General features: G+C 66.0%; 22 protein-coding genes and 2 pseudogenes. 13 read left to right on the top strand and 11 right to left on the bottom strand.

The window, feature by feature from the left end; genetic code table 11:
- A pseudogene (locus NFX52_RS14925) lies at window positions 1-118 on the top strand (IS30 family transposase); the annotation flags it as partial.
- On the opposite strand, the gene NFX52_RS14920 reads toward NFX52_RS14925, so the two are convergent.
- The 3 genes from NFX52_RS14920 to NFX52_RS14910 all read right to left on the bottom strand — a co-directional run bounded on the left by NFX52_RS14920 (window position 107) and on the right by NFX52_RS14910 (window position 6,121).
- A complete protein-coding gene (locus tag NFX52_RS14920; RefSeq protein WP_055397289.1) occupies window positions 107-2,632 on the bottom strand; it encodes a PAS domain S-box protein in 2,526 nt (841 codons plus the stop codon). The pseudogene NFX52_RS14925 and the gene NFX52_RS14920 sit on opposite strands and share 12 nt — an antisense overlap.
- Before the next feature lie 447 nt (window positions 2,633-3,079).
- Window positions 3,080-4,075: a Bug family tripartite tricarboxylate transporter substrate binding protein gene (locus NFX52_RS14915; RefSeq protein WP_055397287.1), complete on the bottom strand. Its 996-nt coding sequence runs from the start codon at window positions 4,073-4,075 to the stop codon at window positions 3,080-3,082.
- Between the two features lie 90 nt (window positions 4,076-4,165).
- Entirely contained in the window at window positions 4,166-6,121 is a 1,956-nt protein-coding gene (locus tag NFX52_RS14910; RefSeq protein WP_055397285.1) for an acyl-CoA synthetase, read from the bottom strand.
- Between the two features lie 257 nt (window positions 6,122-6,378).
- Here NFX52_RS14910 and pssA point away from each other — a divergent pair, with 257 nt between their 5' ends.
- Window positions 6,379-7,005 (top strand): CDP-diacylglycerol--serine O-phosphatidyltransferase, encoded by a 627-nt coding sequence (gene pssA, locus NFX52_RS14905; protein WP_055397283.1) that lies wholly within the window; start codon window positions 6,379-6,381, stop codon window positions 7,003-7,005.
- Window positions 7,006-7,057: 52 nt separating this feature from the next.
- Window positions 7,058-7,900, top strand: coding sequence for a PhzF family phenazine biosynthesis protein (locus NFX52_RS14900; RefSeq protein WP_055397281.1), 843 nt, complete (start codon window positions 7,058-7,060; stop codon window positions 7,898-7,900).
- A gap of 48 nt (window positions 7,901-7,948) precedes the next feature.
- On the opposite strand, the gene NFX52_RS14895 is transcribed toward NFX52_RS14900, so the two are convergent.
- Window positions 7,949-8,896 (bottom strand): LysR substrate-binding domain-containing protein, encoded by a 948-nt coding sequence (locus NFX52_RS14895; RefSeq protein ID WP_055397298.1) that lies wholly within the window; start codon window positions 8,894-8,896, stop codon window positions 7,949-7,951.
- A 66-nt stretch (window positions 8,897-8,962) separates the two neighbouring features.
- Here NFX52_RS14895 and NFX52_RS14890 point away from each other — a divergent pair, with 66 nt between their 5' ends.
- Both NFX52_RS14890 and NFX52_RS14885 read left to right on the top strand, forming a co-directional pair.
- The gene (locus NFX52_RS14890) at window positions 8,963-10,108 is read left to right on the top strand and encodes an MFS transporter (RefSeq protein ID WP_370541935.1); all 1,146 of its coding nucleotides are present in this window, start codon (window positions 8,963-8,965) and stop codon (window positions 10,106-10,108) included.
- Between the two features lie 55 nt (window positions 10,109-10,163).
- Window positions 10,164-10,730: a hypothetical protein gene (locus tag NFX52_RS14885; RefSeq protein WP_055397277.1), complete on the top strand. Its 567-nt coding sequence runs from the start codon at window positions 10,164-10,166 to the stop codon at window positions 10,728-10,730.
- Between the two features lie 33 nt (window positions 10,731-10,763).
- On the opposite strand, the pseudogene NFX52_RS14880 reads toward NFX52_RS14885, so the two are convergent.
- The 3 genes and pseudogenes from NFX52_RS14880 to NFX52_RS14870 all read right to left on the bottom strand — a co-directional run.
- A pseudogene (locus NFX52_RS14880) lies at window positions 10,764-11,155 on the bottom strand (EamA family transporter); the annotation flags it as partial.
- 392 nt (window positions 11,156-11,547) lie between these two features.
- The gene (locus NFX52_RS14875) at window positions 11,548-13,038 is read right to left on the bottom strand and encodes a hypothetical protein (RefSeq protein WP_156358688.1); all 1,491 of its coding nucleotides are present in this window, start codon (window positions 13,036-13,038) and stop codon (window positions 11,548-11,550) included.
- Between the two features lie 231 nt (window positions 13,039-13,269).
- Window positions 13,270-14,211, bottom strand: a complete 942-nt coding sequence (locus tag NFX52_RS14870; protein ID WP_055397271.1) for a DMT family transporter — start codon at window positions 14,209-14,211, stop codon at window positions 13,270-13,272.
- Window positions 14,212-14,453: 242 nt separating this feature from the next.
- On the opposite strand from NFX52_RS14870, the gene NFX52_RS14865 reads away from it, so the two are divergent.
- From NFX52_RS14865 to minE, 5 genes are all read left to right on the top strand, one after another.
- The gene (locus tag NFX52_RS14865) at window positions 14,454-15,287 is read left to right on the top strand and encodes a hypothetical protein (RefSeq protein WP_238385563.1); all 834 of its coding nucleotides are present in this window, start codon (window positions 14,454-14,456) and stop codon (window positions 15,285-15,287) included.
- 207 nt (window positions 15,288-15,494) lie between these two features.
- Window positions 15,495-15,797, top strand: coding sequence for a hypothetical protein (locus tag NFX52_RS14860; RefSeq protein WP_055397269.1), 303 nt, complete (start codon window positions 15,495-15,497; stop codon window positions 15,795-15,797).
- Window positions 15,798-15,960: 163 nt separating this feature from the next.
- A complete protein-coding gene (gene minC / locus NFX52_RS14855; protein WP_055397267.1) occupies window positions 15,961-16,722 on the top strand; it encodes a septum site-determining protein MinC in 762 nt (253 codons plus the stop codon).
- A 44-nt stretch (window positions 16,723-16,766) separates the two neighbouring features.
- The gene (gene minD, locus NFX52_RS14850) at window positions 16,767-17,585 is read left to right on the top strand and encodes a septum site-determining protein MinD (RefSeq protein ID WP_055397265.1); all 819 of its coding nucleotides are present in this window, start codon (window positions 16,767-16,769) and stop codon (window positions 17,583-17,585) included.
- Window positions 17,586-17,588: 3 nt separating this feature from the next.
- Window positions 17,589-17,855, top strand: a complete 267-nt coding sequence (gene minE / locus NFX52_RS14845) for a cell division topological specificity factor MinE (RefSeq protein WP_010465263.1) — start codon at window positions 17,589-17,591, stop codon at window positions 17,853-17,855.
- Window positions 17,856-17,942: 87 nt separating this feature from the next.
- Here minE and NFX52_RS14840 read toward each other — a convergent pair whose 3' ends face one another.
- Window positions 17,943-18,533: an MOSC domain-containing protein gene (locus tag NFX52_RS14840; RefSeq protein ID WP_055397263.1), complete on the bottom strand. Its 591-nt coding sequence runs from the start codon at window positions 18,531-18,533 to the stop codon at window positions 17,943-17,945.
- Entirely contained in the window at window positions 18,530-19,051 is a 522-nt protein-coding gene (locus NFX52_RS14835) for a flavin reductase family protein (protein WP_055397294.1), read from the bottom strand. Before NFX52_RS14835 ends, NFX52_RS14840 begins: the two co-directional genes overlap by 4 nt.
- A gap of 94 nt (window positions 19,052-19,145) precedes the next feature.
- Here NFX52_RS14835 and NFX52_RS14830 point away from each other — a divergent pair, with 94 nt between their 5' ends.
- A complete protein-coding gene (locus NFX52_RS14830; protein ID WP_055397261.1) occupies window positions 19,146-19,934 on the top strand; it encodes an alpha/beta fold hydrolase in 789 nt (262 codons plus the stop codon).
- Window positions 19,935-20,047: 113 nt separating this feature from the next.
- A complete protein-coding gene (locus NFX52_RS14825) occupies window positions 20,048-20,806 on the top strand; it encodes a YdcF family protein (protein ID WP_055397259.1) in 759 nt (252 codons plus the stop codon).
- Between the two features lie 4 nt (window positions 20,807-20,810).
- Here NFX52_RS14825 and NFX52_RS14820 read toward each other — a convergent pair whose 3' ends face one another.
- Together NFX52_RS14820 and NFX52_RS14815 are read right to left on the bottom strand one after the other, a co-directional pair.
- Window positions 20,811-21,386 carry an NAD(P)H-dependent oxidoreductase gene (locus NFX52_RS14820; protein ID WP_055397257.1) on the bottom strand — a complete coding sequence of 192 codons (576 nt, stop codon included), beginning with the start codon at window positions 21,384-21,386 and terminating at the stop codon, window positions 20,811-20,813.
- On the bottom strand, window positions 21,383-22,042 hold the full coding sequence (locus NFX52_RS14815; RefSeq protein ID WP_055397255.1) for a TetR/AcrR family transcriptional regulator: 660 nt from the start codon (window positions 22,040-22,042) through the stop codon (window positions 21,383-21,385). Before NFX52_RS14815 ends, NFX52_RS14820 begins: the two co-directional genes overlap by 4 nt.
- 88 nt (window positions 22,043-22,130) lie before the next feature.
- Here NFX52_RS14815 and NFX52_RS14810 point away from each other — a divergent pair, with 88 nt between their 5' ends.
- Complete coding sequence (locus tag NFX52_RS14810; protein WP_055397254.1) at window positions 22,131-22,823, top strand: hypothetical protein; 693 nt, start codon at window positions 22,131-22,133, stop codon at window positions 22,821-22,823.
- The last annotated feature ends 36 nt before the right edge of the window (window positions 22,824-22,859 follow it).

Genomic DNA, 22,859 nt, shown 5'->3' with positions numbered 1-22,859 from the left:
TGCGGTGGCCGACGAACTCAATGGACGCCCCAGGATGACTTTGGGCTGGAGCAAGCCTATTGAGGTGTATGCCGAGCATTTGGCTCGCTTGGCCCAACAGCCCGATTCAGTCCATTAACTTGATTGTTGCACTTGGACTTGAAACCGCCGACTCATGTACGAACGCCCGAAAGCCTTGCACGGGGTATCCATGGCGTTGGGTCAGTTCTTTGCCATAAGCTTCGATTTCTTCGATCAAGTGCAGCGGGGCGGGTGAACTGACGCCGACCAGCTCCTGCGCCGAGTACCCCAGCATTTTTTCCGCCCCGGTGTTGAAGAGGGTGATGATGCCATCAGGGTCCGTGGCAATGATCGATTGCTGGGTGGCAGCATCGAGAACGCCGCCCAGCATGGCCACCGCGCGCTGGAGTTGCTCCTCTGCCTCCTTCATCGGGGTCACGTCCTGGTGTGTGCCGTACATCCATTGCGGTGCTCCCTCAGCCGTACGGGTAGAGACGCGCCCCCGGGACTGGACCCACACCCAATGCCCGTCTTTGTGGCGCATGCGCACCACACTCTGGTATTGAGCCTCTTCACCACGAAAGTGCCGCTCCAGCATCTCTTGCGCCAGGGGCAGGTCGTCGGGGTGGCTGCGTTCCGCCCAGGCTTCAATGCGGGTGGGCTGAAGTTCTGCGACGGTGTAGCCAATGATCTCTGCCCAACGCTCGTTGATGGTGATGGCTCCGGTCTGCACATTCCATTCCCACGTGCCCACGTTGGTGCCTTCGATGATGTGCGCCAGGCGTTCGCGTTCCCGGGCAACGGCCATGCGGCTTTCCACAACCTCGGTAATGTCGTGCACGATCACATAAAAGCCCCGGACCTCTCCGTCGACCACGTCGGGCAGGTAGTTGGCAAGCGAATGCCGGTTGCCTTTCCCGTCAATACGGGGGATGGCGCGCTCGAACTTCTGCACCTCGCCGCGCAGGGCGCCCTCGATGTGAGGACGGTTGCGCTCGAAGAGCTCGCTGCCCAGCAACGTAGACATGTGTTTGCCAAAGAGGCCGGCCGGATCGACGCCAAACCAATCGCTATAGGCTCGGTTGGCCACCCGGTTGCACAAATTTTTGTCCCAGTAACCGATCATGGATGGCACGGAGTCCAGAACGGTCTGCAGATCGTGGCGCGCTGTCTCCAGTTCTGCGGTACGGTCCTTCACCTGCTGCTCAAGACTGTCTGCCAGGTCGCGCAACTTTTGCTCTGCGCGCAGCCGCTCGCTGATGTCGCGCACCAAACGGGCTATGCCAATGATTTCGCCGTGGGCGCCCCGGATGGCTCCGACCGTTATGGATACGGGCACCAGTGCTCCAGCCTTGGTCAGCAACGTCGTGTCGGCGGGCGCCATTTCGGCATTGGCGCGCACTTGTTCCACCAGTTGTGCTGCTGTGTTGCGCTCACCCTCGGGTGTGATTTTTTCTAGCAGGGGCTGGCCCATCGCTTCGCTGCGCAGGTAGCCCAGCAGCCTTTCGGCTGCGCGGTTCCAGATGATCACCCGGCCATCATTGGACTCGCCAACAATGGCGTCTGCAGAGTTTTCCACGATGGTGGCCAGTTGGGCCTGCTGCACCAGGCTTTTGCGTTTGCGGTCCTGACCCAGCAGGATTGCGCAAATCAGTGCCGCCAGCAGCAGACTGGTCGCCAGTGAAGCAGCGAGGACGGTCCGAGCGGGTATCAGGTGCAGGTGATCCACAAAACCAGGCCGCGCGTAGAGGTCAATGCGCCACAGTCGGCCATACACCTCCCGCTCCAGGGCTTGGCTCAGCGTTGCCGTCGATGGGGGACGGGTCAATTGGCTGTTAAACACCACGTCTGGCTTCGTGGGGTCGGAGACGTCGGTGATGCTGAGGTCGTAGTGAAGTGGTGCCAGGCTGAAGTCGGCCAGGACTTCGCTCAATGCCAGCGGTGCGTAGCTCCATCCAAAGGCCCGGGCCTCCCGGGCTTCCAGTGTTTCCGGTGTGGCACCGCCGCGATACACGGGCAGCAAAAACAGCAGAGACCGCTGAGGGTCCCCGGTGCTCTGGAGCAGCGTGATGGGGCCCGTGATCGTGGCTTTGCCGGACTGCAAGGCAGCCAGGGCTGCTTGCCTGCGGTTGGTCTCGGAGCCGATGTCGAGCCCAAGGGCCACACTATTGCGCTCTGAAGGCTCGATGTATTCGATCACAAAGCTTTCGCCCTCGTGCTCCTTCAAGGTCTTGATGGCAAAGCCCGGGCGGCCGTCGGCGCGCCGTGCCTGCAGGTAGTCGTCTGTTTGAGGGCGTGGCACCCGTCGTATGAAGCCAAAGCCGCGTGCACCCGGGAACTCGGTACCAATGTCCCGGCTTTTGGTGTACTGATCGAAAAGTTGCTCGTTGATGCCGTCTTCGCCCGCTGTGAGAACTGTGCCGCGGGCGCCGCGCAGGCCATATTCGTACAGGCGCATCCGGTCCTGCAGGCGCTCCACTACATCCAGCGAATGGGTTTCAAACGCCGATTGCGCTGTTCGGAAGTTGGTATCGGCCTGCCACCAGGTGAGCAGCGCACTGGCAAGCACGCCCAGGAGCAAGGTGGCTCCTGTCCAGGCAATGACGGGTGTCGCAATATTGTTCAGGCGCATGGGGGAGGGCCGTGTTGCCGTCGGTGCCGACACGACCGGCGCAGGATTCATGGACAAGGGGTGGACGCACGATAGCGCAGCCCTCTTGCGGCTGCAATGCCGGTGTGCCCTATGGGACATTTGCCGTGCGGAGGGAGATGCCCATGCCTGCCGACGCGGATTTGCGGGGAGCACCAAGTACGCGGTGGCTTAGTGCTGGTGACAAAGCGCCTGGCGCATTGCTAGAAAAGCATAGCAATGGGTCCTTTCAAATCGTGCACTTCGTTCTGGAATCTACCCTTGAATCTGGTATTGCCCCGTTGCGCGTGTGGGCCCAAGCTACCCCAGCACCAGCACCAGCACCAGCAGCGCTCCGGCTTTGGCTCCCTCTCCCGCGAGGGGAGAGGGAGTGTTCAGGGGCGCCATGACCGATGGGGGTAATTGAAGGCTGCCCCGCCCCTCAATCCGTCAATCCAGCTTCGCCCCCGACGCCTTGATCAAGCGCTCCCACACCGGCCGCTCTTTGGCAATCGCGGCGGAGAACAGCGCGGGCGAGCTGTTCTGCACATCAAAGCCCATGGCCGCAATGCGCTGGGCCACGTCGGGCAGCTGTGTGGCCTTGCGCACCTCGTCGGCAATGCGCTCCAGGATGGCGGGCGGCGTGCCTGCGGGGGCACCAAACGCCAGCCAGCCAGCCACGCGGTAGGCCTCGTCGTTCAGGCCCTGTTCGGCCAGGCTGGGCACATTGGGCAGGGTGCCCATGCGGCGCTCGCCGCTCACGCCAATGGCCTTGAGCTTGCCCGCCTCGATGTGGGGCTTGACCTGCAGCGCGCTGGCAAACGCGATCTGGATCTGGCCGCCCAGCAGGTCCTGCACCATGGGCGCTTCGCCCCGGTAGGCCACGTGGCTCATGTCGGCGTTCTGCGTGAGGCTCATGTAGGCCCCGGCCAGGTGCGGATACGCGCCCGTGCCGTACGAGCCATAGGCCACCTTGCCCTTGTTGGCCACAACGTACTTGAGCAGTTCGGGCCCCGTGGATGCGGTCACGCTGGGGTGCGCCACCAGCACCAGCGGCGCGATGGCGATCTGGTAGATGGGCGCAATGTCCTTCTCGGGGCTGTAGGGCAGCTTGGTATAGAGGAACTGGTTGGTGAGCATGGAGTTGCTCAGGCCCAGCAGCAGCGTGTAGCCATCGGGCGCCGCCTTGGCCACCGCGTCGGTGCCGATGATGCCGGCCGCGCCGGATTTGTTGTCGATGACCATGGGCTGGCCCAGGCCCACGGCCATCTTTTCGGCCAGCACACGCGCCAGCACATCGGTGGCGCCGCCAGCGGCAAAGGGCACCACGATCTTGATGGGCTTGTTGGGGTAGGCCTGCGCGAAGGCGGTCGTGCCAGTGCAGGCGGCGGCCAGCGCAGCGGCGCCGAGCCAGGTGCGGCGGGACATCAGGGGGTGGAAGTGCATCGGTTTGTCTCCTGTCATGGTTATAAAAATTCACTCAGCGGGCTCCGCATGCATGGTGGCGGGCCGGGGCCTGGCTGTCACGCCATGGGCTTATGCGGTCTGGGGGCTCCCTGCGGCGGGGGCGGTGGTGATGCGCACGGTGATTGGCAGGGGCGCAAGCACCTCGCGCAGGCGGGCGGCCAGTGCGTCTGCCTGTGCGCAGGGGGCCACAGCCACACGCACCGCGTTGTCGCCTTCGGGCTGCACCTCGGGGCGGGGCTGGCCTGGGGCTTCGGTGGCACACACGTCATCCACCAGCGCCTGCACCGTGTGGCAAGCCGCGCGCTGGCGCAGCTCGGGCTTGTAGATCTTGCCCACGTTCGTCACGGGCATGGTCTCCAGCACTTGCACCCAGCGCGGGCGGGCCACGGCCTCGTCCACGCGTTCGGCGGTGAAGGCCAGCAGTTCGGCCTCGGTCACGGCCTGTGCACCGGGCACCAACGTGGCGTAGACCACGGGCAGCTCGCCCGCATAGGCGTCGGGCGCACCCACGGCAGCAGCAAGTTGCACGGCGGGGTGGGCACCCAGCGCGTCTTCGATCACCTTGGGGTCGATGTTGTGGCCGCTGCGGATGATGAGGTCCTTGGAGCGGCCGCTCAGGTGCAGGCGGCCCTGGTCGTCCACAAAGCCCAGGTCGCCGGTGGCAAGCCAGCCGTTCTGCGTGAACGCCTTGGCCGTGTCGGCGGCGTCGAGAAAACCTGAGAACAGGTTGGGGGACTGGAAGAGCACCATGCCCGGCTGGCCGGGTGGCATGTCCTGGTCCGACGCATTGCCCTGCGCATCCAGCGCCACGATGCGCAGCTGGGTATAGGGCAGCCGCCAGCCCACGCAGCCTGCGGGTGCGTTCACACCCGGTGGGGTGATGGTGGAGATGCCGGCCATCTCCGTCATGCCCAGGCTTTCGTGGATGTGCAGGCCAAACAGGCGCTCAAACCGCGCCGCCAGCTCGGGCGCCAGGATGGCCGCACCCGTGCGGCAGTAACGCAGGGTGGAGATATCGGCGCCGCCCAGCGGCACATTGGCCAGTGCCGCCAGCACCGTGGGCACGGCCGACAGGTAGGTGCAGCGGTAGCGCTCCACCAGCCGCCAGTAGTTGGCGATCACCTCGCGGTTGCGGAACAGGCCGGTGGTGGGGATGATGGTCTCCACCCCCGCCGATAGCGCCGCGAGCGAGCCCGGCAGCACGCCTGCCACATGGAACAGCGGGTAGCCGTTGATGCCCACGTCCTGCGGCGTGATGCCCTGCATCTGCACGCTGCCCCAGGCGGTGAACACCTGCGCGCCGTGGCTGTGGCGCGCGAGCTTGGGCGCGCCCGTGGTGCCGCCGGTGTGAAAGTAGGCCGCAATGTCGGAGGCAGCAATGTGGCGACCGCTCACCAGGTGGTCGCCGGGGTGCTGTTGGCGCGCAGCCAGATCCACCACGCCAGCGGGCAGGGCAGGCGCTGCTTCGGGGGCTTCATCGTGCGGGGCCGCGCGCAGCACGGTGGTGAGCGTGGGCACCAGGGCGCGCAGGCGCAGCGCCTTGCTCCAGTAGCCCACATCACCTTCGCCGCCATAGGCAATCAGCACCTTGGCACCCGCCAGGGTCATCATGGCCGCGATCTTCTCGTCGGTGAGCATGGGGTTGAGCGGTTGCACGATGCCCGCCGCCTCGCCGCCCCACAGGGCCAGGTGGTATTCCAGGCAGCCGGGCAGCAGCACGGCCACGGCATCTTGCGGGCCCAGGCCCAGGTGGTGCAGCAGGTTGGCTGTCTGGTGGATGCCGGTGAGCAATTGCACGTACGACCAGCGGATGGGTTCGGCGGCAGGGTCGGCCGTGGGCAAAAAGCTCAGCGCCGTCTTGTCGCCAAACGCCGCCGCCGAATTCACAAAGATTTCGTAGGTGCTTTGCACTGGCAGCGCTTCGGCCAGAGGGCGGGCTTCATGCCGTTCTACATCCTGCAGGCTGCGCACCGGGGCACCGGGTGAGAAAGGCGTGTGGAGCGGGGGCATCTGTGGGAGGCGCATGGCGGGTCTCGGGTCTTATGGGGCTGCGGGTCGGTCACCGGCGGGGGGCGGATGCGGCATCGTCCTACCCGCCTGCGCCCGCCGCGTGGCCACAGTCTGTCTGTGTGCCGGTGCAAAAGCAGTCACGCAGATGTCAGAGAGGGTTCAGGACCCCCTGCGAGACCGTCCGCAAGCTCTCAGCGCCGGGTGGTGCTGCGGCACACCCATAATGGACCTTGTTGATTGCCACTGCGCGCCCCGCCGCGCGCCTTCCCTCCATGAACACTCCGCAGCCGCCCAAACGTTTTTCGATGATCCGTGAGTTCCACCTCGCCGACTGGTTCACGCTGGGCAATGCGGTCTGCGGCGTGGGCGCGCTGTTCTCGGTCATGTCGTACCTGGAAACGAACGACGTGCTGCATGTGTACTTTGCGTGCGCCCTGGTGCTGGCCGCGCTGATCTTTGATGTGCTGGACGGCCGCATCGCGCGCTGGCGCCAGAAGAGTTCAGCCATGGGCCGCGAGCTGGATTCATTGGCCGACGTGATCTCCTTCGGCGTAGCGCCCGCCATCATTGCCTACGGCTGCGGCATGCAGGGCCTGTATGACCGCATCGTACTGGCCTACTTCGTGGCCTGTGGCGTGTCGCGCCTGGCGCGCTACAACGTCACGGCCGAAACCCTGTCGGGCGACGACGGCAAGGTCAAATACTTTGAAGGCACGCCGATTCCCACCTCGATCATGCTGGTGGCGTTGATGGCCCTCGCCGCCTACCTGGGCGCTGTGCGCGAGAGCCTGTGGTTTGGCAAGGTGCTCATTGGCGGCTTCACATTGCACCCGCTGGTGCTGCTGTTTGCGGTGTCAGGCTCGTTGATGATCAGCCGGATTCGCATTCCCAAGCTCTGAGCCACTGGCTGCCCTGCCATCTCCTGTCCTGTCGTTCTGTATGTTGAACACCATGGCGCTCCAAAAAATCGCAGCGTTTTCCGACGGCACACGGGGCGGCAACCCCGCCGGTGTGTGGATCGGCGACGCGCTGCCCAGCCCCGCCGAGATGCAGCGCATCGCTGCCGAGGTCGGCTTTTCTGAAACCGCGTTTGCCGCCCCACTGGGCGATGGCAACTGGAAGGTGCGCTACTTTTCGCCCGAGAGCGAGGTGCCCTTTTGTGGCCACGCCACCATTGCCTTGGGCGCAGCACTGGCGCAGCGCGAGGGCGACGGCGTGTTTGCGCTGTCGCTGAGCCAGGCCGAGATCACGGTCGAAGGCCGCCCCCAGGGCGATCTGGTGCAGGCGGCGCTGCAGTCGCCCCCCACGCGCAGCGGGCCTGTGCCTGCCACGTTGCTGGCCGACGCGCTGGCCCTGTTTGGCCTCAGCGCGGCCGATCTGGACCCGCGCATTCCGCCCGCGCTCATCCACGGCGGTGCGGACCACCTGGTGCTGGCCCTGCGCAGCCGCGCGGCGCTGGCGGCCATGCACTACGCGCTGGAAGCCGGCCGCACGCTGATGGTGAGCGCCGGGCTGGTCACCATCGTGCTGGTGTGTGTGGAGTCAGACCGGCTGCTGCACACCCGCAACGCTTTTGCCTCAGGCGGCGTGCTGGAAGACCCGGCCACGGGCGCCGCCACGGCCGCGCTGGCGGGCTACCTGCGCGACCTGGGCTGGCCGCATGGCGGCGCCATCGACGTGGTGCAGGGCGAGGACATGGGCATGCGCTCGCGCCTGCGCGCCGAGATAGGGCCGGTGGCGGGCAGCTCCATCCGCGTGTCGGGCACGGCACGGTGGATGAGCGACGGCGAATAACGCTTTTTGCTACAAATAATATAGCTTTTAGCGCTTGATGGTAAAGCGCTAGGGCTTGTTTTGAATTGAATGTTGCGCTGTGCGCCCCGGCCCTGACGGCGGCAGCGCACCTGGCAGCGCGTCCATCTCTTGCCGAAGCCATTGCACCAGACACAGTGTCTCCGGCGACGGGTCTGGGGCCGTGCCGAAGTAGTGCCGCGTCAGCGGCAGCCGCAAGGTCGGCAAGGGCGACACCAGCCGCCCCGAGGCCAGGTCGTGGGCAATCAGCGACACCGGGGCCATCGCAAAGCCCAGCCCATCCACGGCGGCCTGCAGCACAAAGTGCAGGTGGTCAAACTGCAGGCAGCTGGCGGGCTGGAGCCTTGGCGCGTTCACCTGCTTCTTCCAGCTTTCCCAGTCCTTGCTGCGCGACTTTGACAGCAGCAGCACGTGGGACGACAACGCCTCGGGCCGCGTCACCGGGCGCTGGGCGAACAGCGCCGGCGACCCCACCACCAGCGCCTCGTCTTCCAGAAACGGGTGGACCTGCATGCCCGGCGGCCACCCGCGCGGGCCGCGCCGCAGGGCCAGGTCGAAGGCCTCGGCCGCGTGGTCGGGTGCCAGCGTGCTGGTGATGACCTGGGGCTCGATGTCCGGGTGCTGGGCCACAAAACCCGGCAGCCTGGGGATCAGCCAGCGCACCGCAAAGCTGGGCCGCACGTTGATCTTGACGCTGCGCAGCCCGGCATCGCCCCGCAGCGACTGGGCGGCGGCGCCGATCTGCGCGAGTGCAGGCCCGACCTGCGCGTGAAACTGATGCCCTGCCGCCGTGAGCAGCACCTGCCGCGTCTTGCGCTCGAACAGCTCCACGCCCAGGTGGGATTCCAGCGCCTTGATCTGGCGGCTGATGGCGCTGTGGGTGACGTGCAGCTCCAGCGCGGCGCGGGTAAAGCTCTGGTGGCGCGCCGCTGCTGCAAAGGCGCGGACGGCATTCAGCGGGGGCAGGCGGGGTGACATGCGTGCAATTTTGTCACGCATGGCGCGCAGCAATATCGTTTGTCGCGCCGGGCACCGCCGCGCACCATGCGGGCCATGCCACAGCCTTCAGCCAACCCCTCTGCCTCAGACCTCCACTCGCGCCGCGCCGCCTTGGCGCTGGGCCTGTCACTCCCCGGGGATACGGTGCTCTACCTGCTGCTGCCGATGTTTGCCCCGGCGTTTGGCGTCACCCTGTTTGAAGCGGGCATTCTGCTGGCCGCAAATCGCCTCGTGCGCATTGCGGGCTACGGGGCGGTGGCGCGGTTCTATGCCCGCCATGGCGAGCGCCTCACCTGCTCGCTGGCCGTGCTGGCCGCCGCCGCGTGTGCGCTGGGGTACGCCACCCTCAGCGGCTTCATCGCCTTGTTGGGCCTGCGGCTGCTGTGGGGCCTGGCGTTTGCGGCGCTGAACCTCGCCACGCAGGCGCTGGCCACGGCCGAGCCTCTGGGCGCAGCGCGCCGCGCCGGGCAGTCGCGCGCCTTTGCAGCGCTGGGGCCCATGCTGGCCCTGCCTGCGGGCGGTGTCTGCGCGCTCTGGTGGGAGCCCCGGGCCATCTTCTTTGCGTTTGCGGCAGTTGCGTTGTGCGCCTTGCTGGCCACGCGGCACTTGCCCGCCCAGCCGCATGCCCTGCCGCCACCGCCCAAGCGCTGGGGCAGGTTGCCGGGCCGCCTGGACCGCTTTTCCTTCGTCGAGGGGCTGGTGCTGGACGGCCTGTTCATCATCGGCCTGTCGTACCTGGGCCGCGATGTGCTGCCGGGCCATCCGGTAGTCGTGGCGGGGATGCTGCTGTCGGTCCGCTATCTGGCCGAGATCGCGCTGAGTGCGGTGGGTGGCGGCCTGGCCGAGCGCTATGGCGCCGAAGTGCTGCTCGTGGGTTTCGCGGTGCTCACGTCGCTGGCCCTGGTGGGTTTTGGCCTGGGGTGGCTGTGGACCAGCGCACTGGCCATCGTGATTTTGCGAGCCCTGTTGCTGCCGCTGTTGCCGCCGCTGGTCGCGCGCCGCACACCGGGGCCGGGGCGCATCCAGGCGCTGGCGACGCGGTCGGTCTGGCGGGACCTGGGTGCCGGTGCGGGCCCGGTGCTGGCGGGGGTGCTCCTGCCCATTGCGCCGTCCGCCTGGGTGTATGGCGTCGCAGCCTTGCTGCTGTCGGCCACGGCCATCGCCTGCTGGGCGCCTCGCGGCGATGGATAAGCCACGCAGCGGCCACCGCCCCCTTTTCACAAACCTCTGCTTTGGAGAATTGCCCTTGAACATTCACACCACCCTGATCCGCTGTGCCGGTGGCACGGTCGACCTCCCCGCGCGGCCCATGAACCACCGCGGCGATGGCGGGCATGTGCTGGTCCACCCGCCGCGTCCCGTCTGGGAACGCAGCGAGCTGACGCCCGAAGAGCTGGCGCATTGGTCGTGCCTGGTGGCCGCAACGGGCCGGGCCATGCTCGACACCTTGCCGCAGCTTGCCGGTGGCTGCCTGAACTACTGGGAGGCGGGCAACAACGCGCTGAACCCACTGGCCCATCCCCAGGGGCCGAAAACCCCCGCGCTGCACCGCAAGATGCACCTGCATGTGTTTGGACGAAGCCCCAGGGCCACGCACCCGGACTGGCTGTGGGGCGAACCACCCTGGTTCCCGAATTTTGCGCAGTCTGAGGCTTGGACCCAGCAGTTCACGCGGCTGGAGGACGATGAAGGCGCCGCGCTGGGTGCGCGCATTCAGGTGTTGCTGGGCAAGCGGTACGCGCTGGGTTTGCTGGGCTGTGCAGCGTTTTGCTATCAAATAAATAGCTTAAAACGCTTACTGATAAAGCGGTAAGTGCCTTTTTCGCTGATATTTCTTGCACGGTGGTCACCCCGCCGCTGGCCGCCGGTTCACCAGCACAATGCCCGCCGCCACTAGCACCAGCGCCGCCACCAGCCCCGGCGTGACCGGTTCGCCCAGCCACAGCGCGCCAAACAGCAGCGCAAACACGGGCGTGAGGAACACAAACACCGAAATCTTGGTCGCCGGGTAGTGCGCCAGCATCCACATCCAGGCCAGGTAGCTCACAAATGCGCCCACCAGGGCCTGCACCAGCAGCGAGCCCCAGGCAAACGCGCTGAACTGCCAGACCCAGGACTCGCCCAGATCCAGCGACAGCACCGCCGTGCTCACGCCCATCTAGTACACAACTGCTTGGCAGGGGCCACGCTCGCCAGAGGCGTCGTGCGGATGACCACTCTGGTCAGCGCCCACACGAGGGCGATGTGGCTGGATGTGCAGCTCCAGCGCGGCGTGGGTAAAGCTCTGGTGCCATAGCGTCGCAACAAAGGCCCGGACCGCGTCCAGCAGGGGCGGGTGCTACAACATGCGGGTGAGGTTCACACGCATGCGACGCCGTCAAAATCGTCCGGCGAGAAATGATTGCTAGACAAGCCGCCCGTCAGCGGTTACACACCTCGCCTCCTGACGCCGCTGTTTGCGATCTCGGGGCGTTGACTATCAGTCGGATCAAGCTACCGGAGCTGTGATGGTTCGTGCAATGCGTTAGTTTCAGGCATGTCTGCACGCGTGCCCGTTTGGGGTGGCTGCGGGGTGACGTTCAACCGCAAGATTCCCACAGCCACCGTGTCAATTACTCGCCTTTGCTAGGTCAGTTACAGGCCCATGTGCCATTGCTTCGTGTGAACAGCGTGTTTCCATAGATCAACGCACTCCCGTCGTTGGCAAAGGCCCACGGGGACAGCGGCTGAGCAGCGCTCACGGCCTGCCCTTGAAGAGTCCATGTGTCACTGCTGCGTGAATAAAGTGCAATGCGCTGCGTCTCGCCAGAGTAGGTCGCCGGGGCGCCGCATGCCGCCTGTCCGGGCACTTTGGCGGTATTCACGGCGAGGGTATTGCCGTCGCTTGAGAACACCATGGAGCCGTACGCCCTTCCGCCAGAGAGCGGAGGCGTGTAGGTGTAGAGCGTGGCTGGAATCCGACTTTGCTGGGACCAAGCACCGTTGCCATCGTGCGCGAAGACGATGACTACAGGAGTGGTGGCTGTCTGCAACAGATCACGGTCGGTCACGGCCAAGGTGCTGCCGTCGGCCGACAGGGCCATGCTCGCGATGAAGGTGCCTTCGGTATTCAACGAGGTCTGGGGTGCCCAGGAGGTTCCAGTGCGGGTGTATGTGAAAACGGCGCTGGAGGATGTGGTGCCCGAGGAGATGACAGCAGAAACAGTCAGCAGGTTGCCGTCCGCTGAAAGCGCCATGTGATCGGCGATCTCAGCTTGGCAGGGTTGGGCGCAAGTTGACGGTGCGGTGCTGGTGTCTAGCCGGGCCTGCTCGTTCCATGTGCTGCCGTTGCGCCGGTACATATACACCGCGTCTGTCACGACGCGGGTGCCTGTGCTGGTCGAGATTTGTTTCATGGATCGCACTGCCAAGGTATTGCCGTCGGCCGACAGCACGGCCCCACCGACGTAGTAGGCACCCGATTGCAGTGACGCTTGCTGCAGCCACGGCTGATTTTTGCCGCTGCGTGCGAAAACGAGCATTGTGGTATTCGAGCCATAGCTTGCTGCGGTGAGCACTAGAGTGAGAGCATCCTTGGACAGCATGCCCGTGGAGAGATATGCACTTGCATATTGAACGAGGGGAACAGAGCCCGAAGGAAATTCGTGGCTTATGCCCTTCGTGATGTCGAATGCCTTGGCGTCCGAGAAGCTCCCGCAACCGGCCGCATTGCATGCTCGCAGGCGGTAGCTGGCGTTGAGGGCTTCAGGAAAATTGACATAGGCGCCGAACGAACCGGTGACTCGACTGCCGTCGGAAGCGAGTGAGTAGCTGAACCTTTGGGGATCACGCTGTGTTTCCGCAAGAGGGCCCGAGCCGTCCGGGTCTACGAAAAGCTCGTAACGTGTCGCAGTCGCAGTAGGTGTCCAGGAGAAATCAAGGGACGAACCGACGGTGAAGTTTTCGGGTGCTGCAGGCGCGGAGGGAGTTGGTGCGGGAGGTGTTGATTCAGAGTCAGAACCCCCTCCGCAGCCCGTGAGGACCAGCGCAGCGACTCCCAAGACCAGCGCGTGGCGCCAGCCTTGTTGTGATTCAACTGGAGAGCGTTGAAGGGAGGGGCGGAAGAAAACGTTGTCAGTCATGCATGCTCTTTCTTAAGGTCATAAAAAGAACGCGGGATTTGTGGCCGCATGCCGCGTACTCTAGCGAGATAGAGAGAAATCACCACCAGCGCAATGTCTTGTTACTTTCCGCCTTTGCGTTGCTCTATCTCAGAGACTTGATAGCGCTCTACCACGCCTTGGTGCTGGCTACTATGGAAAATGCAGCTGACAACGTTTTGATCATTGACTAGGACTCAATTGCTCTATGCGTCAATGTTGCACCCCTATGCCTGACGCTGGCCGCCGGTTCACCAGCACAATGCCCGCCGCCACCAGCACCAGCGCCGCCACCAGCCCGGGCGTGGCCGGTTCGCCCAGCCACAGCGCCCCAAACAGCAGCGCGAACACGGGCGTGAGGAATACAAACACCGAAATCTTGGTGGCCGGGTAGTGCGCCAGCATCCACATCCAGGCTAGGTAGCTCACAAACGCGCCCACCAGCGCCTGCACCAGCAGCGAGCCCCAGGCAAACGCGCTGAACTGCCAGACCCAGGCCTCGCCCAGGCCCAGCGACAGCACTGGCAGCACCGCCGTGCTCACGCCCACCTGGTAGAGCAGCTGTTTGGCAGGGGCCAGGCGGGCCAGCGGTGTGGTGCGGATAACCACCGTGGTCAGCGCCCACATCAGGCCCGCAGCCAGCCCCAGCAGGTCTCCCAACCAGCCTTGTGGCAGCGCCGTGCTGGCCTGGCCCAGCAGTCCGTCGCCCAGTGCCAGCCCCACGCCCACAAACGCCGCAGCCAGGCCCAGCCACTGCCAGCCTTGCAGGCGCTCACCGGGGATGAAACGCGGCAGCAGCAGCGCCACCCAGAACGGTGATGCATACAAAAACACCGTGAGCCGCGAGGCGGTGGTGTACTGCAGGCCCAGGTAGATGCACGCGAACTCGCCCGCAAACAGCGCCCCCGCCAGCAGCCCGGCGCGCGTGGCTCCGGCGGGCTCGCCAGCACTGGACAGGCGCACCCCTCGCCACAGGCACCAGGCCGCCACCGCCACCGTGGCCAGCGCAAAGCGCACAAAGGCCTGAAACACGGGCGCCACCTCGGCCACCGTGGCCTTGACCAGCACCTGCTGGAAGCCCCAGAACATGCAGCACGCGAGCAGCAGCGAGATGGCGAGGGCGTCGATATGGGTTTTGCGGGTAGACAGGGACATCGGTCGATTATGAAAGGCAAGCCTTGTGCTTCAGGTCGCCTGTGTGCCGTGACCTTCTGGCCCTGCGCAGCGCCGCGACGACGACAGGCAACGCTAAGCGTGGGTAGCTGGTCCTACAGCGGTTGCGCTTTTGGCGGACGCTGCCAGGCGGGTGATCTGGTTAGTGTGTGGCTTTCGGGTACGCACCAACCCTGCACCACCCTGCGGCGAATGCCCTTGCCTTTGCCCTTCAAAGATCCAACATGAACGTATCCCACACAGATCCGGACCGCGCCGCGCCAAGGAGCGAAGGGCAAAGGCATGGACGGCGCAAGGTCCGGCTGCTGTCCGGCGCTGCACTGCTGGTTTTGGTCGTCCTGCTGCTGGGGTTTATGCGGCTGTGGCCAGCGATGCAGCAGCCATCGCAGACCACAGGAGCGCTGTCCTTGGGCGCCGACTTGGCGAACCCTGTAGACACATCACCCGCGAAGGTCGCGTCGCCAGCGCCGCAGCCAACCCAGGTACCGCGCAGGGCACAGTTCGGTAAGGAGCCCGCCTCGGCCGAAGCCCGCCAGATCGCGGCGTGGGCCTTGCACTCGGGTGACAACCAGAACCGCGCGGTCGTGGTGGTCGACAAAATGCACGCAAAGGTCTATGTGTTTGACCGCGACGGTGCCCTCCAGGGCGCGGCCCCGGCGCTGATGGGGTCGGCCATCGGCGACCACACCGTTCCCGGAGTGGGGGACAAGCCCGTCGGCCAGGTACTGCCCGAAGAGCGCACCACCCCCGCAGGCCGGTTTGTTGCCGAAACCGGTTTGAACGCCAATGGCGAAGACGTGGTGTGGGTGGACTACGACGCGGCGGTGTCCATGCACCGAGTGCGGGCCAACGTCAAAGCCGAGCGTCGGTTGGAGCGGCTGGCCTCCAGCACCGCCGCAGACAACCGTATCTCCTTCGGTTGCATCAACCTTCCAGTCTCTTTCTATGAAAAAGTGCTGAGCCCCCTGGTGCGTGGCACGGGCGCTGTGGTGTACGTGCTGCCCGAGACACAACCGGCCGCCGCACTTTTTGGCGCCTATGACGTGCCGGCGCAGTGATGCCCATTGACCCACGGTGTGTGCGGGCTTGTTGAACAGGGTGTTTTCGGAGTGCGATGGCAAGACCCACACCGTGCAGGCCCGTCCCTGTCCGACACGCGCTCCGGTCTCAAGCTGACGTGGCGCCAGCCGCAAACAACTAGCCTGGGTACAGCTGGCGATGTTGCTGGCGATTTCCAAATTCACCACACACCAAGGAGTCTCCACATGACTGCATCGAACACACTCAAGACATTGCTCGCGGGCCTGGCTACCGTCGCCGTTGTTGGCACCGCTATGGCGCAGGGCACGCCACCCACCACCGCAAGCCCCAACGCTGCCACGGGCGCCGGCCAGCAAAGCTCGCAAGGCACGCCGATGGGCACCACGGGCGTTGGCGGTGGGGGCGCCGCGACGGCGACCACGCAAGCCGCTCCAGCACCTGCCGCTGCAGCCCCCGTAACCACAGACAGGACCATGTCGGGCTCCGGCGGTGCGACAACCCGCCCCATGCGCGCTGACCGCAACTAAGCCGGGAACCCTGGCAATAGCAAGAATGCCGGGTACGCCCGGCTTTTTTGTGGGTGAGGGCGCGCGAACAGTGCAAACACGCCGTGAACAAGCGCTTACGTGGCCCCACGGTACACTTTGCGCCTTCTGAAACGGTTCCCGCGCTCCTTTCCACACCCCATTCATGGCCCTTACGACGGCGGCGCAGTCCCGCACCAGCTTTGACCTCAAGAGCGCCTCGCTGCCCGTGGTGGCCGTGGTGCTCAAGACCACCGACGCCGCGCAGTTCGCCGCCGACCTGGCTGAGCGCGTGGCCGACGCCCCGGGCTTTTTTGACAACGACCCCGTTCTGATCGACTTGGCTGCCGTGCGCGAAGCCGAGGCACCCATCGACTTTGCTGCCATCGTGGCCGAGCTGCGCAGACGCAGCACCCTGCCCGTGGCTGTGCGCGGCGGCAACCCCGCCCAGATGGACGCTGCGCGCGCCGCAGGGCTGGCGGTAGCGCCCGATGCACCGCCTGCCCGTGCCGAGGCCCCCGCCCCCGAGGTGCGCGAGGTCATCCGCGAAGTGGTGCGCGAGGTGGAGGTCGTTCGCGAAGTGCCCATGCCCGGCCCCGGCACCGTGGTGGTGGACAAGCCCCTGCGCTCGGGCCAGCAGGTGTATGCCCGTGGCGCCGACCTGGTCGTGATGGCCGTGGTGAGCTTTGGCGCCGAGGTGATTGCCGACGGCAACATCCACGTCTATGCCCCGCTGCGCGGCCGTGCGATTGCCGGTGCGCGGGGCAACACCGAAGCCCGCATTTTTTCGACCTGCCTGGAGCCGCAACTGGTTTCCATCGCAGGCATCTACCGCACCACCGAGACCGAGCTGCCCGCCGATGTGCGTGGCAAGCCCGCCCAGGTGCGGCTCGACGGCGAGAAGCTCATCATCGAGCCGCTGGCCTGAGTTCCCATTTCATTCGTACCAACCCCACAGAGAATCAGCAACACATGGCCAAAATCGTCGTCGTGACCTCCGGCAAGGGTGGCGTGGGCAAGACCACCACCAGTGCCAGCTTTGCCACCGGCCTCGCCCTGCGCGGCCACAAGACTGCCGTGATCGACTTTGACGTCGGCCTGCGCAACCTCGACCTCATCATGGGCTGCGAACGCCGCGTGGTGTATGACCTCATCAACGTGATCCACGGTGAGGCCAACCTGAACCAGGCCCTCATCAAGGACAAGCAGTGCGACAACCTGTTCGTGCTGGCCGCCAGCCAGACGCGCGACAAGGATGCGCTCACGCAAGACGGCGTGGAAAAGGTGCTCAAGGACCTGGCCGAGATGGGCTTTGAGTACATCGTCTGCGATTCGCCTGCCGGCATCGAAAGCGGCGCGCTCATGGCCATGCACTTTGCCGATGAGGCGCTGCTGGTGACCAACCCCGAAGTCTCGTCGGTGCGCGACTCCGACCGCATCCTGGGCATGCTGGGCAGCAAGACCAAGCGTGCGATTGAAGGCGGTGAGCCCATCAAGGAGCACCTGCTCATCACGCGCTACAACCCCAGCCGCGTGCAGGACGGCCAGATGCTGAGCCTGGAAGACATCCAGGACATCCTGCGCATCAAGCTGATCGGCGTGATCCCCGAGTCGGAAGTGGTGCTGCAGTCGTCCAACCAGGGCACGCCCGCCATCCATGCCCAGGGCACTGATGTGTCCGAGGCCTACAAGGATGTGATCGACCGCTTCCTGGGTGCCACCGACAAGCCGCTGCGTTTCATCGATGCGGAAAAGCCAGGCTTCTTCAAACGCCTGTTCGGGAGCAAATAAGCCATGGCTTCTTTCCTGTCCTTCCTGCTCGGCGAGAAGAAGAAAACCGCCAGCGTCGCCAAAGAGCGCCTGCAGATCATCCTGGCGCACGAGCGCAACGGCCGCAATGCCGCCGAGCCCGACTACCTGCCCGCGCTGCAGCGCGAGCTGGTGGCCGTGATCTCCAAGTACGTCAAGATCAACCCCGAAGACCTCAAGGTGCACCTGGAGCGCCAGGACAACCTGGAAGTTCTGGAAGTCAAGATCGAGTTGCCCGACACGGTGCGTTGAAGGCTCGGGTTCGAGCCATATTGGGCTCTGGCGCTTATCTGGTAAGCGCCAGTAGCTATCAAAATTGATGGATCCAGTGGGGCCTGGCTAGCGCGCGTGCTTTGCCCACTTGCCCGCCAGCGCCTGGGCGATGCTCAGCCCGCGCTGCCCGGGCACCAGCGTGGCGGTCTCTCCGGCGGCGATGGTGCCGGGCTGGTCCACCGCCAGGTAGTAGCCGCAGCATCCGGCCAGGGCCATGGTGCGGCCCGCCTGCGCAAAACCCATGACGGCGTTGAACTTGAAGCATGGCTCGCGCGGTGCACTCACCCGCAGCACGCAGTGGGGGAAATGCCATTCATCGCCCACAAACACATCCGCTTCCAGCGGCCCGTCGATGGTGAGGTTCTCCCCCATGAAACCCGGCGGCAGCGTTTCATCGAACAGGCTCACGCCCCGTTCGCGGCGTTGGGCCTGCCAGAACGCGTAGTGGGCGGCGGGGTAGGCGTATACGGCCTTGCCCAGGCCGCCATGCACGCTCGGGTCGGCCTGCTCGTCGCCTGCCAGCCCTAGCGGGCCCACAGCCACGGGGCCGGTGACGGGGGCCTTGCCGATGGCAGTGAGCACCGAGCGCTCGCCCACCTTCAGGCGCCGGGCCAGGCCGATGTTCACGTGGCGCACGACCACGGTGGGGGTCGTCACAGCGGGTGCTCGGTGTAGAACTTGCCACCGTGGTACAGCAGGGGCGAGATGCCTTCGCGGTGCTCGCAGCGCTCGACCTCGCCCACAAAGATGGTGTGGTCGCCCTCCTTGTACTGGCTGCGGTTGAAGCACTCGAACGTGGCGGCTGCCCCGGCCAGCAGCGGGGCGCCGCTGATGCCGGGCCGGTGTTCCAGGCCTGCCCAGCGGTCGATGCCGCGCGTGGCAAAACGCTCGGCCAGCGCCTTCTGGTCTGCGGCCAGCACGTGGATGGCGTAGTGCGAGCCATCGGCAAAGGTGGGCAAGGTGCTGGCGCCGTGCGACAGGCTCCACAGCACCAGCGGGGGTGCCAGCGACACCGAATTGAAGGAACTGGCCGTGAGCCCCACCAGGTCGCCCGCAGCCGTGCGGGCCGTGACGATGGTCACGCCCGTGGCAAACATGCCCAGCGCATCGCGAAACTCGCGCGTGGAGAAGCTCGGTGGCAGGGCGAGGGTGGGGCGGGGGAGCGAAGGGTTCACAAAAGCGGTGCCAGCGGTGGCAGCATGGGGGAGCAACTATTATCAGGCGCCACCCACCACCGCGCTGTTGCGGGGTTTACTGGTTTTCCACCGCATGGCCGTCCTACCTACCTTCACCACCCTGGGCTCGGGCCCCACCGTGCTCCTGCTGCACGACGCCGATGGCGACCACCTCACCTTTGCCCCCCAGGTGGAAACGCTGGCCACGGCCGGTTACCGCGCCGTGGCCTGGAACATGCCGGGCTATGGCCGCAGCGCGCCCGTGGAGCCGTACACCTTCAAGGCGCTGGCGCAGAGCTGCCTGGCCTTGATCGATGCCCTGCAGGGAGGCCCCGTGACCCTGGTGGGGCACGGCATGGGCGCCATGGTGGCGCTGGAGGCCGCCGTGCGCAGCCCGTCGCAGGTGCGCCGCCTGCTGCTCTGTGCAGGTGGGCCAGCGCTGGATGCGCAGGCCATGGATGACTGGGTGGCTCCCCGCTTGGGTGCTCTGAAGGCGCTGGACGCCGGTGGCAGCATGGAGCAGCTGGCGCAGACGCTTGTGCCCCAGTTCATCGGCACCGGTGCGTTGCCCGAAGGGGTGCGGCTGGCCAGCCACGCGCTGGGCCAGGTGTATCCAGGGGCCTACCGGCGCGCGCTGGAGGCCTTGTCCACGTTTGATCGCGGAGCCTCTGCCTTGGCGCAGCTGGCCATACCCGCGCTGCTGGTGGGGGGCGAGCTCGACCGCTGCACACCGCCGGCTGCCCTGGAGGCCCTGGCCCAGGTGATGCCCGATGCGCAGACGGTGTTGTTGCCCCACATCGGGCACTGGCCGCAACTGGAGGACCCGGAGGGTTTCGATGCCGCGCTGCTGGACTTTCTGGCGCAGCGGCGGGTGCTGCACTGAGTTTGCCCCACCCGGCGTGGCCGATTTTTCGGCCCTTCAAACGATTCTTTTTCCCTGCCATGCCCTGGCGCCACCGGGCGGGTTCGCGCAGGTCTGATTGCTCCTCTTGTTTTATGTGGTTTGCCCTGAAAAAAATACTGTCTGCGCTGCTGCTGCCCCCGGTGTCCAGCATCCTGCTGGCGCTGGTGGGGCTGTGGATCGCGCGCTACCACCGCCGCACGGGCATCACGGTGGTGGTGCTGTCACTGCTGTCGGTGTTGGTGCTGTCCTGGCCGCCGGTGTCGGACGCGCTGGTGCGCAGCCTGGAGCGCTATCCGGCGGTCGTCCCCAAGGACTTGCCTTCGTCAAAGGTGCAGGCCATCGTCGTGCTGGGCGGCGGCGCCGACACGGTGGCGCCTGAATACGGCGTGGACGTGCTCAGCCGGGGCGCGCGTGAGCGGGTGCGCTACGCCGTGTACCTGCAGCAGCAGACCGGGCTTCCCATCCTGGCCACGGGGGGCTCCACCGGCGGCACGCGGGCCGAAGCGCTGGTGATGAAAGATGTGGTGGAGCGTGAGTTCAGGGGCCGGGTGCGGTGGACCGAGGTGGAATCCCTTGACACCCGCAGCAACGCCGAAAGATCTGCCGTGTTGCTCAAGGCCGCTGGCATCGAGCGCATTGCGCTCGTCACCCACGGCTGGCACATGGTGCGCGCGGCCAAGACCTTCGAGCGCGCCGGTCTGCAGGTGCTGCCCGCGCCCATGGGCTTCAAGGGCGGTCAGGCGCGCAAGCTGTACCGGGTGTTGCCGCGCGCCTCTGCGCTGGCCGACAGCAGCCTGGCACTGCACGAATGGCTGGGCATCCTGGCCCAGCACGGGTCGCTGGATCGCTAAGCCGTCAAGCTGCGGCCGGTGTCAGCAGAAAACGGCTGGCTGCCTCCATCGCCTGCGCATCGGCCTGCACCGCGCCCGGTGGCCCGCCCTTGCCCCACAGGGCGCCGCCCCAGGTCATCGACAGGAACTGCGCGCACAGCGCCACCGAGTCGATCATCGGCTGGGCCTTGGTGCGGTCGCCGCTGGTGGTGACAAGCGCCAGCGTCTTGGAGGCCATCGGCTCCTTGAAGGCCAGGCCGGGGACGCGCATCCACGCGCTCCAGTGGTCCAGGTAGGTCTTGAGCGGCGAGGGAATGCTGTACCAGTAGACCGGCGCCACAAAGACGATGTGCGTGGCTGCCAGCGTGGCGTCGAGCAAGGTCTTCATGTCGCCTTCGGGCGGTGCATAGGTACCCGAGGTGTGGCGCTGGTCCACGAAGTGCGGCAAGTTCATGCGGGCCAGGTGGTGCCAGGTTTGCGCAGTACCGGCAGGGAGTGCGGCGGCGGCCTGGCGCGCCAGCCATTCGGTATTGCCGGTGTGGCCTGGTTCGCGGGTGGAGGTGGTGAGGAAGAGGTAGTGCGGTGCGGTGGGCGTGGTCATGGTGCCATCGTAGCGCCGCCCCCCAGACCCGCGCCGGGTGCCAGGGTTGCGATGCAGAGCTCCACCAGCGCCTGCTCGAATTCGGGGCTGTCCAGCAGGGGCGACTGTTCCAGCGATGCCGCCCGCACCGCGCCCATGAAGGCGCGGGTGAGCACAAACAGCTGGGTTGCCGAGGGTGCGGGCATCTGCTGCTCTCGCGCCACACGCTGCAGGTGCAGGGCCAGCCGCTCGCTGGCGCCGCGCACCGAGATCAGCACGGACGCGCGGTAGTCGAGCTTCCACGACAGGCGGGCAAGTGCGCGCCCTTCCTGGGGGCCGCCGCCAAAGGCCTGCAGGTAGTGGCGCACATACCCGCGCACCTGCTGCTCGGGCGTCCAGCCTTCGGTGCGGGCCTGGGCGAGCAGGGCGTCCAGCTCCAGCATCACCCGGTCGCAATGCTGGTCGAGCATGGCCAGGAGGATGGCTTCCTTGCTGGGAAAGTACTGGTAGAGCGAGCCCACGGACACACCCGCAACCTCGGCGATGCGGTTGGTGGTGAGCGCGTCCTCGCCCTGGGTGGCCACGATGCGTGCGACGGCTTCGAAGATGGCATCGACTGTGAACTGCGAGCGTTCCTGGCGGGGCGAACGGCGGGGGGCGGAGGAGGCAGGGGACATGGAAAACCTGAGCGCAATGCGAGTAGGCGGAGACGGCGCCGCTGCCTATTCTGCCGCCAGTCCCTTGCAACATCCGGAGAAAACCTTCATGCACGCAACCAGCCAACTCGCCCTGGGAGCCGCCGCCGTCGGCCTGGCTGGCACCTGGGCATGGCGCCAGCGCCTTGCCCTGCGGCCCGTGCACCGCGCCAGTGCCATCGCGCTGGCATTGTTCCTGGCGGCCCACTTGCTGGGCCACCTGGCGGGGCTGGCCGGAGCGGCAGCGCACCAATCCGTGCTGGAAGCCCTGCGCCTGATCTATCGCCAGCCGTTGGTCGAAGGCGTGCTGCTTGGCTGTCTGCTGTTCCAGATGGGCAGCGGCCTCACCTTGCTGTGGCGCGGGCGGGGCCGGCGCCGTGGGGGCGTGGCGTGGATGCAGGCCATCTCGGGGGGCTACCTGGCGCTGTTCCTGTTGATCCATGTGACGGCCGTCTTGGCGGGCCGGTTTCAGGGCGTGGATACGAACCTGCAGTTTGCAGCGGCGGGCATGCACACACCGCCCTGGCAGTGGTTCTTTGGCCCGTACTACTTTTTCGCAGTATTCGCGCTGGGCACGCACGTGGGTTGCGCTTTGTACTGGAACCTGCCAGAGCCTCTGCGGGCGCGAGCGTTGGTGGGGGCCATGCTGGCGGGCTGGCTGCTGGCCGTGTGTTTGGTGGTGCTGCTGGCGGGCGGATTCCATGTGCTGGAGATTCCGGCCCGTTACCTGGCCCCCCCGGCCGGGCTCGCAGGTCGGGGTTGAAGGGGGCCAGAGCATCCGCGCTGCGTGCGGTCTTTG

This window comes from Acidovorax facilis, from assembly GCF_023913775.1.
Classification (GTDB): domain Bacteria; phylum Pseudomonadota; class Gammaproteobacteria; order Burkholderiales; family Burkholderiaceae_C; genus Acidovorax; species Acidovorax facilis.
Note: the sequence above shows the minus strand (reverse complement) of the source record. Positions and strands in the feature narration are given on the sequence as shown.

Bases quoted from the DNA above. Each gene is read 5' to 3' on its own strand.
- NFX52_RS14920 (WP_055397289.1), bottom strand. From the start codon at position 2,632: ATGCGCCTGAACAATATTGCGACACCCGTCATTGCCTGGACAGGAGCC.
- NFX52_RS14915 (WP_055397287.1), bottom strand. From the start codon at position 4,075: ATGCACTTCCACCCCCTGATGTCCCGCCGCACCTGGCTCGGCGCCGCT.
- NFX52_RS14910 (WP_055397285.1), bottom strand. From the start codon at position 6,121: ATGCGCCTCCCACAGATGCCCCCGCTCCACACGCCTTTCTCACCCGGT.
- pssA (WP_055397283.1), top strand. From the start codon at position 6,379: ATGAACACTCCGCAGCCGCCCAAACGTTTTTCGATGATCCGTGAGTTC.
- NFX52_RS14900 (WP_055397281.1), top strand. From the start codon at position 7,058: ATGGCGCTCCAAAAAATCGCAGCGTTTTCCGACGGCACACGGGGCGGC.
- NFX52_RS14895 (WP_055397298.1), bottom strand. From the start codon at position 8,896: ATGTCACCCCGCCTGCCCCCGCTGAATGCCGTCCGCGCCTTTGCAGCA.
- NFX52_RS14890 (WP_370541935.1), top strand. From the start codon at position 8,963: ATGCGGGCCATGCCACAGCCTTCAGCCAACCCCTCTGCCTCAGACCTC.
- NFX52_RS14875 (WP_156358688.1), bottom strand. From the start codon at position 13,038: ATGACTGACAACGTTTTCTTCCGCCCCTCCCTTCAACGCTCTCCAGTT.
- NFX52_RS14870 (WP_055397271.1), bottom strand. From the start codon at position 14,211: ATGTCCCTGTCTACCCGCAAAACCCATATCGACGCCCTCGCCATCTCG.
- NFX52_RS14865 (WP_238385563.1), top strand. From the start codon at position 14,454: ATGAACGTATCCCACACAGATCCGGACCGCGCCGCGCCAAGGAGCGAA.
- NFX52_RS14860 (WP_055397269.1), top strand. From the start codon at position 15,495: ATGACTGCATCGAACACACTCAAGACATTGCTCGCGGGCCTGGCTACC.
- minC (WP_055397267.1), top strand. From the start codon at position 15,961: ATGGCCCTTACGACGGCGGCGCAGTCCCGCACCAGCTTTGACCTCAAG.
- minD (WP_055397265.1), top strand. From the start codon at position 16,767: ATGGCCAAAATCGTCGTCGTGACCTCCGGCAAGGGTGGCGTGGGCAAG.
- minE (WP_010465263.1), top strand. From the start codon at position 17,589: ATGGCTTCTTTCCTGTCCTTCCTGCTCGGCGAGAAGAAGAAAACCGCC.
- NFX52_RS14830 (WP_055397261.1), top strand. From the start codon at position 19,146: ATGGCCGTCCTACCTACCTTCACCACCCTGGGCTCGGGCCCCACCGTG.
- NFX52_RS14825 (WP_055397259.1), top strand. From the start codon at position 20,048: ATGTGGTTTGCCCTGAAAAAAATACTGTCTGCGCTGCTGCTGCCCCCG.
- NFX52_RS14820 (WP_055397257.1), bottom strand. From the start codon at position 21,386: ATGACCACGCCCACCGCACCGCACTACCTCTTCCTCACCACCTCCACC.
- NFX52_RS14815 (WP_055397255.1), bottom strand. From the start codon at position 22,042: ATGTCCCCTGCCTCCTCCGCCCCCCGCCGTTCGCCCCGCCAGGAACGC.
- NFX52_RS14810 (WP_055397254.1), top strand. From the start codon at position 22,131: ATGCACGCAACCAGCCAACTCGCCCTGGGAGCCGCCGCCGTCGGCCTG.